Consider the following 13,256-nt stretch of genomic DNA (forward strand, 5'->3'; position numbering starts at 1 on the left):
TCAGGACTCCTCCGGCCAGTCGTCGTCCGGATCGTTCTCGGGTCCGGGAGGGCTGTGCCCGGCAATGGGGAAATCGCGGGTGATGCCGCCGATCGAGAAGCCGGGGCTCCCGTCCCAGGGCCGGGGCCGAAGAGTGAGGGTGATGCGCTGGGTGCGGGAATTCACCGGGGGCTCCTCGGCCCCCTCGCTCAGGACCCAGAAGCGAATCCGACCCGGGCCGGCGTCTTCCCGGACCACGCTTACCGTCAGCTCGATCTCGACCGGCCCCAGCTCGAACTGGTCTTCCTGCCCGACCGCTTCCGCCGCGTTCAGCTGGCGCCGCAACTCACGTATGAGTTCGGATAGTTCAATCACCCAGTCACTCCTCATCGCGTGTGCCCAGGTAGGAGATCGCTACCTGGAGCCCCGGGCGGTGAGGGTAAACCTAGCCGGACTCATGTATCCCACGCCCGGCGAAGCCACGGGTGTGGGTGTGTGGCGTCGCGCTGACCGGCCTGAACGTGTCTCTTCTGACGGTCCGTTGGGCACACTGGGCGTGTGACGTCTCTGCCGCAACTTCCGCCCCAGGTACAACACGGCCCGCAACCCGGTCACATGATCGTGTGTGGGGACGACGCGCTCGGTCACCGGCTGGCCGGTGAGCTGCGTGAGGTGTACGGGGAACAGGTGACCCTGGTCGTCCCGCCCGTACGCGCGGAACGCAGGGATCCCGCGCCGCTCGGCGGCCGTGGCCGGGCCTCCGCGCTCATCGGGCGGATGTCGGCGGTCATGGCGCGGACGTACGGTCCCGCGACCGGTGGCCCCGACGCCAGACCCGGCGACCCCTCACTCCCGCGACTCATCGAGACGCCCGAACTCGACACGGAGGTTCTCGTGGAGGCGGGTGTGGCCGACGCGGCGGCGCTCGCGCTCGTCCACGACGACGACGAGGTCAACATCAGGACGGCTCTCGCCGCCCGGCGCCTCAACCCCCAACTGCGCCTCGTCATCCGGCTCTACAACCGCAAACTCGGCCAACATCTCGAAGACCTGCTCGACCAGGCGGCGGCCGTCGCCGTGCCCGGACTGGACGTCGCCGCGCTCGACGCCTCCACCACCGTGCTCTCGGACGCCGACACCGCCGCCCCCGCGCTGGCGGCCACCGCCGTCGCGGGCACCAGCAAGATCGTCCGCGCCGACGGGCTGATGCTGCGCGCCGTGGAACGCAACCCGCCCGGCCCCGGCGAGGTCGCCGACCCCGGGCTGTGCACGCTCGCCCTGCTGTCGTCGACCACCAACGACCCTGCGGGCGCGGAGGGTTCGGACAGCAGCGGCCACGACGGCCCCCGGCTGCTGCCCGACGACGCCAGCACGGCGGCGGCAACCGGCCGGGGCACCGTGGTCCTGGAGGCCGTATCCCACGAGGGCGAGCCGCTGTCACGCCGCCGGACGTCCGGGCGAGGGGCGCCGCTGGTCTCGCTCTTCTCCCGGCGGCTGCGCTGGTCGTTCGCCGGGATCGCCGCCGCCGTGCTGGCGCTGGCCGTCGCCTCGTCGATCACCATGGACGACGACCCGCTGCACGCTACGTACATCGTCCTGCTCGACCTGTTCGCCATCGGAGAAGCGGCCACCGGTGCGGACCTGGACCGCCAGATCATCCAACTCCTGTCCGGGGTGGCCGGGTTGCTGCTGCTGCCGGTGCTGCTCGCCGCCGTGCTCGAAGCGCTCGGCACCTTCCGCAACGCCTCCGCCCTGCGCAGGCCGCCGCGGGGCCTGTCCGGTCACATCGTGCTGCTCGGCCTCGGCAAGATCGGCAGCAGGGTCCTCGTACGACTGCGTGAACTCGACATACCCGTCGTGTGCGTGGAGGAGGACCCCGAGGCGCGGGGCATCGCGCTCGCACGGAGCCTGCGGGTACCGACGGTGGTCGGCGACGTGACCCAGGAGGGCGTCCTGGAGGCGGCCAAGGTCCACCGGGCGCACGCCCTGCTCGCGCTCACCAGCGTCGACGTCACCAACCTCGAAGCCGCCCTGTACGCGCGCTCGGTCAAACCGGACCTGCGGGTCGCCCTGCGGCTGTACGACGACGAGTTCGCCACCGCCGTCTACCGGACCCTGCGCGCGGCCCACCCCCGCGCGCTCACCCGCAGCCGCAGCGTCTCCACGCTCGCCGCGCCGGCCTTCGCCATCGCCATGATGGGGCGTCAGATCCTGGGCGCGATCCCGGTCGAGCGCAAGGTACTGCTGGTCGCGGCCATCGACGTGGCCGGCCACCCGAGGCTCGAAGGGCGCACCGTGGCCGAGGTGTTCCGGCCGGGCGCCTGGCGGATCATCGCGCTGGACACGGCGGCGCCGGGGGACCGCCTCCCCGACCTCGCCGACACCCGCCGCGACCACGACGAGGACCGCACCACCGGCCTGGTCTGGGACCTGCACCCCGGCTACGTACTCCGCGCCCAGGACCGCGTCGTCCTGGCCGCGACCCGACGGGGCCTCGCCGAACTGATGGGCCGCCAGTCCGCGCCGCCGAGACCGGCGACCTAGGAGGTGGGTTCGGGGCCGCCCGGGTACGGCGTCGAACCGCCACGAGCGGTCAGAACCCGCCGTCCGGCACGCCGGAGTCCACGAAGACCGCGCGGGCCAGCCGACTGCCTGGCCGACCCGAACGCCCGCGTAGCCGTGTCCGGCTACCACGGCGTAGACCACGGCGCTCGACCTCGTCCACGACGTCCCGCACGTGCGGGCGCTGCCCGGCCTGCACCTCGTCCCACGCCCACGCCCACGAACCGCCCGCCCGCCCGTGAAGAGTGCGAAGCAGCGGCGCGGTCCCACAGGCCGTCGCGGAACGATACCGGCCACCGTGGCGTCTGTTCTCGCCGTACTGCGGAACGTGCCGGTCCGCGTAAGACTCCGTCCCCCCGCACGTCACTCAACTGGCCTACCGTTCACGTCACTTCACTCTTATGACGGGAAGGCCGGGAACATGGGAAGACTCATGCGTACGACCGTGGCCGCGAGCGCGGCCGGAGCGCTCGCGCTGGTGGGTGTGCTGAGCCAGGCCGGTGGCGCTGTCGCCGACGAGCAGTTGGCGTACTCGTCCTCCACCGGGGTCGGGGTCCACAACGCGTACGAGAAGACGACCTTCCCGTACTTCGCCGACGCGCTGGACTCCGGTGCCGGAATGCTCGAACTCGACGTGTGGACCAATGTGTTCGGCGCGTCGTGGCGGGTCTCGCACAGCAACCCGCTGGGCAGCAACAGCAATTGCGTCAACGCCGCCAACGCCGGTGAACTCCGCACCAAGGCGCGTGACCAGGGACTGCCCGGCTGTCTCAAGGACATGAAGGTCTGGCACGACGCCAACCCCGGCCACCGGCCCATCCTGGTCAAGGTCGAGCTGAAGGACGGCTTCCAGAACAACGGCGGACGCGGCCCCGCCGCGCTCGACGCGCTGCTCACCTCCACGCTCGGCGACGCGCTCTACCGCCCCGCCGACCTCGTCGGCGGCAACGCCGACCTCGACAGCGCCGTCCAGGAGCGCGGCTGGCCGGCCCGCTCCGCGCTCGCGGGCAAGTTCATCTTCGAGCTGATCCCCGGCACCGTCGAGCAGGCGAACCCCCTCGACACCCTGTGGACCGACCGCGAGTACGCCACCCACCTGCGCGACCTCGCCGCCGCCGGCCGGCTCGGCCAGGCGGCGGCCTTCCCCGCCGTGCTCGGCGCCGCGGCCCCGGACCCCCGTACCCGGTACGCGGACGCCTCGATCCGGCCGTGGTTCGTCGTCTTCGACGGCTCCGCGTCCACGTACGCCGCCGCGGGCTTCGACAGCGCCTGGTACGACCAGCGGCACTACCTCGTGGTCATGACGGACGCGCACGCGGTGGCGCCCGCCATCGACGGCACGAACCCGACGGAGGCGCAGGCACGCGACCGCGTCGCGCTCCTGGCGGGCCGGCACGCGAGCATCGCGTCGTCGGACTGGAACGCGCTGCCCTCCGTGCTCTCCACGGTCCTGGAGCGCGGCGCCGCCCAGTAGCCGGCGAGCGGGTTGCGCGGTCCCCCGTGCCGCGCAACCCGTCCCCGGTCAGATCCCCGTCCCCCGTCAGATCCCCGCGAGCTGACCCCCGTCGACCAGCACCACCGAGCCCGTCTGGAAGGCGAAGTCCGGGGAGGCCAGGCCCAGCGCGGCGCTCGCCATCTCCTCCGGGGTCGCCATGCGCTTCAGCGCGTCGATCCCCTGCCTGCCGAACTCGGCCTTGGCCGCCGCCCATTCCCCGTCCGTCAGCCCGTCGGGACGGTGGACGTCCAGCATCGGGGTGTCGGTCATCCCCGGTGCCAGCGCCACGACGCGGATGCCGTGCGTGCCGTTCTCGATGGCCGCCGCCTGGACGAGACCGGTCACACCGCCCTTGCTCGACGTGTAACTGCCCAGCCCCGAACGGGTCATGAACTGGTTGGACGAACCGGTCACGATGACGACGCCGCCGCCACGCGCCCGCAGGTGGGGGATCTGGTACTTCAACGCCAGGAAGACACCACGTGTGTTGGTGAGCGCGACGTCGTCGAAGTCCTCGACCGTCACCTCGTGCAGATCGGTGAACGGCTTCTGGATTCCCGCGTTGTTGAGGGCGACGTCCAGGCCGTCGTAACGGTCAACCACCCGGTCCACGAAGGACTTCACCTCGGCGGGGCGACGCACGTCCGCCCTGATGAACGTCGCCTCACCGCCCGCCGCCCGGATCTCGCGCTCGACCTCCTTACCGAGGCGCTCCCGGCGACCGCAGAAACCGACCTTGGCCCCCTCGGCGGCGAACGCGACGGCCGCCGCCCGGCCGATGCCCGACGTCGCGCCGGTGACAAGGACGGTCCTGCCCTCGTACCGGCCGCCGCCGCCCTTGCCCCGTCCGGCGGTCGGGAATCCCGCGGCGCCCGCCGCCGGCGCCCCGAACGCCAGTCCCGCCGCCGCGGTCGCCGCCGCCGCGCCACCCAGCAGGGTGCGCCGGCTCACGGGACCGGTTCCTGTTCTGCCCTTCACGACAGTCCTCCTCGTCAGTGCGTGCCCCCGTCGCCGACGACTCTTCGGCATCGCCGCACCCCGCACATCCGCCGTAAGACGGCCCGGCGGCACCGACTTTCGTCGAATGTGCGGGGCGGACCGGCTCCCTACGATGGGCGGATGACGACAACGGACGCCCACCCGCGCGATCGTGTGACGACGTTGCTGCACTGTCGGCTGCTGCGGGCGGCGGCGTTCGCGCTCGTGTCGTACAAGGCGGTGTACGACGGCCTGACGGCCGAAGCGGGGATCGTCGACGGTGCGGCGGCGAGCGCGCTGGTCGCCGCCGGGATCTGTGCAGCGCTGCCGCTGTACCGGCGGCTGCCGGTCGCGGTCGCCGCGCTGGCCGTGGCCGGGTTCCTGCTGGAGAGCCAGATCTGGCCCGTACTGATCGCCCTGTACTGCGTGACGGTCCGGCGCCCGGCGCCGGTCGCGATCGGGCTCACCGCTCTGGCCTTCGTACCCGCCGCCTACGGGCCCTTCCGCGAGCTGGTGAACATGGACCAGGTCAGCTATCTGCCGTGCGCGGTCGTGACGGTCCCGCTGGCCTTCGGCCTCGCGGCGCGCAGCCACCTGCGGCTCGCCCGGTCGCTGGCCCGCCAGCTCGACCACCTGGAGGCCGCGAACCGGCTGCGCGACGAGCGCGTACGGCTCGCCGAACGCGCGCGCATCGCAAGGGAGATGCACGACGTGCTCGCCCACCGGCTGAGCCTGCTCGTCCTGCACACCGGCGTGCTCCAGCGGCGCGGCGCGGAGGCACCCGACGCGGTACGGGAACGGCTCGGCCTGCTGCGTGACACCAGCGCCCACGCGCTGGACGACCTGCGGGACCTGCTGGGGGCGCTGCGCGACCACGAGGGCCCGGCGCCGCTCGGCCCGACCGTGGACGACCTGCCGTCGCTGATCGCCGAGTCGGAGGCGGCGGGGACCCGGGTGCGCGGCGCGGTGGACGAGGCCGGGGAACTGCCGGGGCTGCCCGCCGCCGTACGGCTGGCGGTGCACCGCATCGTCCAGGAGGCCCTCACCAACGCCCGTAAACACGCCCCCGGCGAACCGGTCGACCTCACCGTCACGGTGCGACGCTCGCACTCCCGGGTGGAGATCAGGGCCGCCAACAGCTGCCCGCCGCAGCCCACTTCACCCGGCACGCCACGCGGTTACGGCCTGGTGGGTGTCGGGGAACGGGTGGCTGCGCTGCACGGCGAACTGACCACCGGCCGCGGCGACGACGGCCGTTTCGTCCTCCGGGCCCAACTGCCGGTCCCGCCGCATCATTCGACGGCGGGCGCGCGGCGGATGGCCGGGGCGGTTCGGTGAACGACGTGCACGCACGGCGGCCGATCAAGGTACTCGTCGTGGACGACGACCCGTTCGTGAGGGCGGGACTCGTCGACCTCGTCGCCACCGACGACGGACTGGAACTGGTCGGCGAGGCGGGCGACGGGCGCGCCGCCGTGGAGACGGCGAGCCGCCTCCGTACGGATGTCGCGCTGGTCGACATCCGGATGCCGGTGATGGACGGCATCGCCGCGACGAGCGCGCTGCGGGCGCTGCCCTGGCCACCGGCCGTGGCCGTGCTCACCACGTTCGATCTGGACGAGTACGTGTACGGGGCGCTGGAGGCGGGTGCGGCGGGTTTTCTCCTGAAGGACACCGCGCCGGACGAGATCCTGCGCGCGGTACGGATCGTGGCCGAGGGCGGCGCGATGCTCTCCCCGACGGTGACCCGCACGGTCATCAGCCGGTTCCACCGCCCCGACGCGGCACGCACCCGCGCCGCGAGGGAGGCGGCGGCACGGCTCACCCCGAGGGAGCGCCAGGTACTCGCGACGCTCGCGGACGGCATGACCAACGCGGACATCGGCGAGCTGCTGCGGTTGCGTGAGTCGACGGTGAAGGCTCATGTGAGCCGCATCCTCACCGAGTTGGGCGTCTCGAACCGCGTACAGGCGGCGATGGTGGCGAGGGATCTGGCGTCGTGACGGGTGTGGGTGGGAGCTCGGTCGCGGGCGCGACGCGGGTGCGACGCGGGTGCGACGCGGACGCCGTGCGGCGTCGACGGTGGATGGGACTTGTTTTGCGTGCCGGGGGCGTGGGTGGCGACCTTGGTTGCGACGCGGGTTCGCCGTGTCCGGGGGCGCGGCCGAGGCGTTCGAGGGGACGGCCCGTTCGTCGGTCGCGTCGTGCGCTCAGCGGCGTGGACGCCGTGCGGCGCTGAGGTGGGCGGGACTTCGCGCCTCGTGACGCGGGGCGTGGGTGGCAGCCCGGTCGCCGTGCGGGGGCGTGGCCGAGGCGTTTGAGAGGACGGTCGGTTCGTCGGTCGCGTCGTGCGCACAGACGCGTGGAGGTTTGTGCGGCGCCGACGGGGTCTCGTGACGAAGCGCGTGGCGGCGGCCCGGTCGTGAGGCGGGTTCGCCGTGCGGGTGGGGAGGGTGAGGCGATCGGGCGCGACGATGTCGCGTGGCGGCGGAACGGGGTTCGCGACCTGGGCCGTCGGGCCCGGCTCGCGCCGGACCGACCAACCCGCCTGGGCTCCGGGCCCGGCTCGCGGTGGCCCGACCACCAAGCCGGGGGCGCCCCGACCGGCCGGCACGCACCGCATCCCCGGCCGGCCCCCTACGTACCCAGCACCGTCTCCACCGTGTCCGCGTCCTCCGCCCGTTTGTCCTCGCGGTGGCGCAGCACTCGCGCGAACCGTAGCGTCACCCCCGCCGGGTAGCGGGTCGAGCGCTGGAGGCCGTCGTAGGCGATCTCCACCACCAGCTCCGGACGTACCCGCACCGTGAAACCGTCGTCGTCCAGGGCGAGTTCCTTCAGCCGTGTCGTCTGCCACTCCAGCATCGCGTCCGTCAGGCCCTTGAACGTCTTGCCCAGCATCACGAACGAGCCGTCCGGCTGACGAGCGCCCAGGTGGAGGTTCGACAGGCGGCCCGTGCGTCTGCCGTGGCCCCACTCCGCCGCCAGCACCACGAGATCCAGCGTGTGGACCGGCTTGACCTTCACCCAGCCGGCCCCGCGCCGGCCCGCGCTGTACGGGGTGTCGAGCGCCTTGATCACCACGCCCTCGTGGCCCCGGTCCAGCGTGGCCCGCCAGAACTCCGCCGCCTCCGCGCTGTCCGGCGCGGGCACCACCACCCGCCGTACCCGCATCGGCTCCGGGACCAGCCGGTCCAGCGTCGTACGGCGTTCGGTGTACGACAGGTCCAGCAGGTCCTCGCCGTCGGCGGCCAGCACGTCGAAGAAGACCGGCGACAGCGGTACGGCCACCGCCGCCGCCGTGACGTCGGTGCGCGAGCCGACCCGCCCCGCGACCTCCTGGAACGGCCGGGGCCTGCCGTCCGCGTCCAGCGCGATGACCTCCCCGTCCAGGATGAGGCGGTCACCCTCCAGCGCCAGCGCGGCGGCCGTCACCTCGGGCAGCCGGTCGGTGATGTCGTCGAGGGTGCGGGTGTAGACGCGTACCGCGTCACCCCGCCGGTGGACCTGGACCCGGATCCCGTCGAGCTTCTCCTCCACGGCGCACGGCGCCAGCTTCTCCACGGCCTCCGCCACACTCCCGGCCGTCTGCGCCAGCATCGGCAGTACGGGGCGGCCCACGGTCAGCCGGAACTCCGCGAGCGCCTCGGGGCCGTCCGCCAGCAGCCGTTCGGCGACGCTCTGGAGCGACCCCGCCAGCATCACCGCACGGCGGACGTCGGCGGACGGGGCCCCTGTCGCCTGCGCGAGCGCCTCCCCGGCGACGGCGTCCAGCGCGCCCTGGCGCACCTCACCGGAGAGCAGCGCGATCAGGAACCGCTGTTCCTCCCCGGTCGCCGCGCCCAGCAGCGCCTGCACGAGCCGTCTGCGTTCGGCCTGCGAGCCGGGCCCCGCGACGGCGGCGAGCGCGGTGACCGCGTCGTCCGCCTCACGGATGGTCAGCGTCGCCGTGTCCGCCGCCGGTACGGGGTCCTTGAGCGCCTGCCAGCCGACACCGATCCGCCCCTGAGGCAGCCGGCCGGCCAGCCACGGGATGACGACCGGTACGTCGGCGGGCCCGGCCGCGCGGAAGAGTTCGGCCAGCAGGGCGATCTTCCGGGACCGCGCCGACGTCGCGGCGACCTCCTGCGAGACATGGGCGAGCGTGGCCAGCAGCATGCGCCCATCCTGCAACGCCCGGCGCCCACGCGCCCGGCGGGACCAGGAGAGCATCCCCTAACCTGGGCAGTCCGGCCGGCAGCGGAGGTGGGAGCCACGGTGGGACACGCGGGCACGGACAGCGCGGGCAGCACGGACGGCACGGACGGCAAGAGAGACGGCGACCCCGGTCTCTTCGGCCCCGACTCCGTCACCTGGCAGCTCCACGGCGACCCGATGATGTGGATCGCCGGCATCCGGGCGCTCTACCTCCAGGCCCTGCACCCGCGTGCCGTACGCGGCGTCATACAGAACAGCGACTTCCGGCAGGACGCCTGGGGACGGCTGCGGCGTACCGCCAACTTCGTCGGCACGATCAGCTACGGCACCACCGAGGCCGCCGAGAAGGCCGGCGCCCGCGTCCGCCGCGTCCACACCCACATCAAGGTCACCGACCCGGCGACGGGCGAGCGCTACGGCGTCGACGAACCGGACCTGCTGCTCTGGGTGCACTGCGCCGAGGTCGACTCCTACCTGCACGTCCTGCGCCGCTCCGGCCTCCCCCTCACCGACGCCCAGGCCGACCGCTACATCGACGAACACCGCGAGGGCGCCCGCCTCGTGGGCCTCGACCCGGCGCGCGTGCCCGCCGACCGCGCCGAACTCGCCGCGTACTTCGATCGGGTACGTCCCGAACTGGCCGGCGGCCCCGAGTCCCAGGAGGTGGACGACTTCCTGCGCGATCCCCCCGTACACCCCCTGCTCGTCCCCGCCCGCGCCGTGCTGTGGCGCCGCGTCTCCGCCCTCGCGTACGACTCACTGCCGGAGTACGCCCACGAGTTGTACGGCAGGGCGGCCCCCGCGCCGCAGCGGGTCACCCGCCGGCTCGTCGTCACCGGCCGGCTCCTGCGCGCCGTGCCCGGACGGCTGCGCCGCCGTATCCCACCGGGCCACATCAGAGGCGCGATGGCCAGACTCGGGCGCGACACCCGGCCGGGTCCACGGCAACTCAGGAGACAGGCTGCCAAACTCCGCGAACAGGCGGCCATACTGGACGGGCCGGGGAGGGCGCAGACAGGCGACGGGGGCGACGGCGGGCGATGGCGGAAACGAGTCTGATCCAGGGCCGGTACCGGCTGCTCGATCTGATCGGGCGCGGGGGCATGGGTGAGGTGTGGCGGGCCCAGGACGAATCGCTCGGCCGGCACGTCGCCGTGAAGTGCCTCAAGCCGCTCGGCCCGCAGCAGGATCAGAACTTCACCCGTGTCCTGCGCGAACGGTTCCGCCGCGAGGCGCGCGTCGCCGCCGCCCTCCAGCACCGGGGCGTCACCGTCGTACACGACTTCGGTGAGCACGACGGTGTGCTGTATCTGGTGATGGAGCTGCTCGAAGGGCGCAATCTCAGCCAGCTCCTGGAGGACGGCAGCCAGGGCCCGCTCCCGGTGCCCGACGTCGTCGACATCGCCGAACAGGTCGCGGACGCCCTCGCGTACACGCACGAACAGGGCATCGTGCACCGGGACTTGAAGCCCGCCAACATCATGCGGCTCACCGACGGGGCCGTGAAGATCTGCGACTTCGGCATCGCGCGGCTCGGCCACGACATCGGCTTCACCTCCAAGCTCACCGGCACCGGCATCGCCATGGGTACCCCGCACTACATGTCACCCGAGCAGATCGGCGGCGGTCACATCGACCATCGCAGCGATCTGTACTCGCTCGGCTGTGTGCTGTACGAGATCGCCACCGGCGTCCCGCCCTTCGACCTGGACGACGCGTGGGCCGTGCTGGTCGGACACCGGGACACGGTGCCGCAGCCGCTGCGCAGCCACCGGTCCGAGGTGCCGGAGTTCCTCGACCGGATCGTCTCCGAACTGCTCGCCAAGACGCCCGACGAACGTCCGGCGGACGCGACCGCGCTGCGGCACCGGATCATCGCGGCCCGTTCCATGTCAGGCCAGGAGGGCCGGCCGCCGACCTTGCCGCCGATGTTCGCGCACGGGCCGTCGGCCGCCCGCTCCACGTCCCATGGGCATGCCGCCGGCGGTCCCGACACGCGGGGCGCCCGGCTGCCCTCCTGGACCCACGGCATGACCATCGGCCACAAGGCGACCGGCGCCGCGGGCCCGCGCACCGCACCGCCCGACCACACGGCGGGGCTCACGGGCGAATGGACCACACCGTCGGGACCGACGGGTGCCATGACCGGCGGGTACGCGCGCCCCGAGCGCCCCACGCCCTCGCCCGAGCAGATCGCCGTGCTCAACAGCAGGCACAGCGCGGGCCTCAGCCTGGGCAGGCTCGGCCGCTGGGACGAGGCGGGCGAGGTGCACCGCTCGGTCGCGGCCGAACGGGAACACGCGCTGGGACCCGACCACCCCGACACCCTCGGCAGCCGCTACGAGGTCGGCTTCACGCTCAGCAGGACGGGCCGCACGGCGGACGCGCTGCGGGAGTTCGTCCGTGTCACGGAGGGGCGCGAACGGGCGCTGGGCCCCGACCATCCGGAGACCCTGGCCGCGCGCCAGGAGACGGCGTACGTCCTCGGCCAGCTCGGCCGGCACTTCGAGGCGCACGAGGTGTACGCGGCGGTGCTCGCCTCCCGCGAACGCACCATGGGCGCCGACCACCCCGACACCCTGCGCTGCCGCCACAACCTGGCCTTCAACCTCAGCCGGCTCGGCCGGATCGAGGACTCGTACCGGATGGCGCTCGACGTCGCGACGGCCCGCACCAGGGTGCTGGGCGCCACCCACCCCGACACGCTCGTCACGCGGTACGAGGTCGCGTACGCGCTCGGCATGCTCAGCCGCTGGACGGAAGCGCTCCAGACGTACCGCGAGGTGGCCGCCGGCCGCGCCCACGCGCTCGGCGCCGACCACCCCGACAGCCTCGCGGCGCGCTACGAGGTCGGCATAAGCCTCGGCAGGCTCGGCCGTAGCGAGGAGGCCCTGGAGCTGTACCGCGACCTCGTGGACGACCGCACCCGGGTGCACGGCCCCGCCGACCCCGAGACGCTGCGCGCCCGGCACGGGCTGGGCGTGAACCTCGGCCGGCTCGCCCGCTGGGAGGAGGCCCTGGTGGAGTCCCGCGACGTGTGCGCGATCCGCGAACGGGTCCTGGGCCCCGACCACCCGGACACCCTCGTCAGCCGCCGCGAGGTCGCCGTGGGCCTCGGCTGGCTGGGCCGCTGGTCCGACGCGCTCGCCGTCTACCGCACGGTGGCGGAGTCCCGCGAACGAACCCTGGGCCCCGACCACCCCGACGCCCTGGCCAGCCGCAACGACGAGGCGCACTGCCTGGAACAACTGGGCCGGGGCGGCGAGGCGGTGGAGCTCTACCGCCGCGTGGCGACGCTGCGCCGCCAGCGCGAGGCGGGGCAGTACTGAGCCTCGGCCTTCCACCGTGCCGAGCTGCATGATCTTCGACGATCACGATGTGATCGACGACTGGCGGGGGCGGGCCCGTCCGCCGCGTCGCGAGCCATCGCCCCGCCGTGGCGTCAGCCGTGCCACGGCGCGGAAGACATGACCGGGACCCCGGCCGGGCCGACGGCCACGCCGGACCGTCGCCCAGTGGGGGCATCGCCCTCACGTGTGTCAGCCGCTTCACGGCGGAAGACATGAGCTGAAGTCCCCGGTCGGGCCGACGACCAGCCCGGTCCGCCACTCTGCGAGGCACCGCACCGTCGTGCCGTCAGTCGCGCCACGGCGCGGAAGGCATGACCGGGGCCCCGGCCGGGCCGACGGCCACGCCGGACCGCTGCCCAGTGGGGGCATCGCCCTCACGTGTGTCAGCCGCTTCACGGCGGAAGACATGAGCTGAAGTCCCCGGTCGGGCCGACGACCAGCCCGGTCCGCCACTCCGCGAGGCACCGCACCGTCGTGCCGTCAGCCGCGCCACGGCGGAAGCCACGACCGCGGCAGGTCGACCGGGCCGACGACCGGCCCGCGACGCAGCCCACCGGCGCGCGCACCCGCACCCGCCCCGGTCCCCGCTCGCTTCGCACGATTGCCATACGCGTGTAACCCCACGCCGTTGACCCCTCACGGCCCGCTTGTGACGATCGTCGGCAGGGCCGAACGTGTCCGGCCGGCGCGCCCGTCCC

The 13,256-nt window shown here is 73.4% G+C and carries 9 protein-coding genes; 6 read left to right on the plus strand and 3 right to left on the minus strand.

Going from position 1 to position 13,256, the window contains the following annotated elements:
• Entirely contained in the window at window positions 1-354 is a 354-nt protein-coding gene (locus BHU15_RS10345) for a trypco2 family protein (RefSeq protein ID WP_069626923.1), read from the minus strand.
• A gap of 240 nt (window positions 355-594) precedes the next feature.
• On the opposite strand from BHU15_RS10345, the gene BHU15_RS10350 reads away from it, so the two are divergent.
• Together BHU15_RS10350 and BHU15_RS10355 are read left to right on the plus strand one after the other, a co-directional pair.
• Window positions 595-2,523: a potassium channel protein gene (locus BHU15_RS10350; RefSeq protein WP_069626924.1), complete on the plus strand. Its 1,929-nt coding sequence runs from the start codon at window positions 595-597 to the stop codon at window positions 2,521-2,523.
• Between the two features lie 451 nt (window positions 2,524-2,974).
• Window positions 2,975-4,015, plus strand: coding sequence for a phosphatidylinositol-specific phospholipase C domain-containing protein (locus BHU15_RS10355; protein WP_247748500.1), 1,041 nt, complete (start codon window positions 2,975-2,977; stop codon window positions 4,013-4,015).
• A 66-nt stretch (window positions 4,016-4,081) separates the two neighbouring features.
• On the opposite strand, the gene BHU15_RS10360 is transcribed toward BHU15_RS10355, so the two are convergent.
• Window positions 4,082-4,987, minus strand: coding sequence for an SDR family NAD(P)-dependent oxidoreductase (locus tag BHU15_RS10360; RefSeq protein ID WP_303741185.1), 906 nt, complete (start codon window positions 4,985-4,987; stop codon window positions 4,082-4,084).
• 168 nt (window positions 4,988-5,155) lie between these two features.
• Between BHU15_RS10360 and BHU15_RS10365 the strand changes: the two genes are divergently transcribed.
• Entirely contained in the window at window positions 5,156-6,352 is a 1,197-nt protein-coding gene (locus BHU15_RS10365; RefSeq protein ID WP_069626927.1) for a sensor histidine kinase, read from the plus strand.
• A gap of 5 nt (window positions 6,353-6,357) precedes the next feature.
• Window positions 6,358-7,017 (plus strand): response regulator, encoded by a 660-nt coding sequence (locus tag BHU15_RS10370; RefSeq protein ID WP_255293075.1) that lies wholly within the window; start codon window positions 6,358-6,360, stop codon window positions 7,015-7,017.
• Between the two features lie 634 nt (window positions 7,018-7,651).
• On the opposite strand, the gene BHU15_RS10375 is transcribed toward BHU15_RS10370, so the two are convergent.
• The gene (locus BHU15_RS10375; RefSeq protein ID WP_069626928.1) at window positions 7,652-9,169 is read right to left on the minus strand and encodes an ATP-dependent DNA ligase; all 1,518 of its coding nucleotides are present in this window, start codon (window positions 9,167-9,169) and stop codon (window positions 7,652-7,654) included.
• A 99-nt stretch (window positions 9,170-9,268) separates the two neighbouring features.
• Between BHU15_RS10375 and BHU15_RS10380 the strand changes: the two genes are divergently transcribed.
• Together BHU15_RS10380 and BHU15_RS10385 are read left to right on the plus strand one after the other, a co-directional pair.
• Window positions 9,269-10,267: an oxygenase MpaB family protein gene (locus BHU15_RS10380; RefSeq protein WP_069626929.1), complete on the plus strand. Its 999-nt coding sequence runs from the start codon at window positions 9,269-9,271 to the stop codon at window positions 10,265-10,267.
• Complete coding sequence (locus BHU15_RS10385; protein ID WP_069626930.1) at window positions 10,249-12,537, plus strand: serine/threonine-protein kinase; 2,289 nt, start codon at window positions 10,249-10,251, stop codon at window positions 12,535-12,537. Before BHU15_RS10380 ends, BHU15_RS10385 begins: the two co-directional genes overlap by 19 nt.
• Window positions 12,538-13,256 lie beyond the last annotated feature (719 nt).

The organism is Streptomyces niveus, assembly GCF_001723055.1.
GTDB classification, from domain to species: domain Bacteria; phylum Actinomycetota; class Actinomycetes; order Streptomycetales; family Streptomycetaceae; genus Streptomyces; species Streptomyces niveus.

Excerpts from the sequence above, each read along its gene's own strand:
- BHU15_RS10350 (WP_069626924.1), top strand. The coding sequence starts at position 595 with ATGATCGTGTGTGGGGACGACGCGCTCGGTCACCGGCTGGCCGGTGAG.
- BHU15_RS10355 (WP_247748500.1), top strand. The coding sequence starts at position 2,975 with ATGCGTACGACCGTGGCCGCGAGCGCGGCCGGAGCGCTCGCGCTGGTG.
- BHU15_RS10365 (WP_069626927.1), top strand. The coding sequence starts at position 5,156 with ATGACGACAACGGACGCCCACCCGCGCGATCGTGTGACGACGTTGCTG.
- BHU15_RS10375 (WP_069626928.1), bottom strand. The coding sequence starts at position 9,169 with ATGCTGCTGGCCACGCTCGCCCATGTCTCGCAGGAGGTCGCCGCGACG.
- BHU15_RS10385 (WP_069626930.1), top strand. The coding sequence starts at position 10,249 with ATGGCGGAAACGAGTCTGATCCAGGGCCGGTACCGGCTGCTCGATCTG.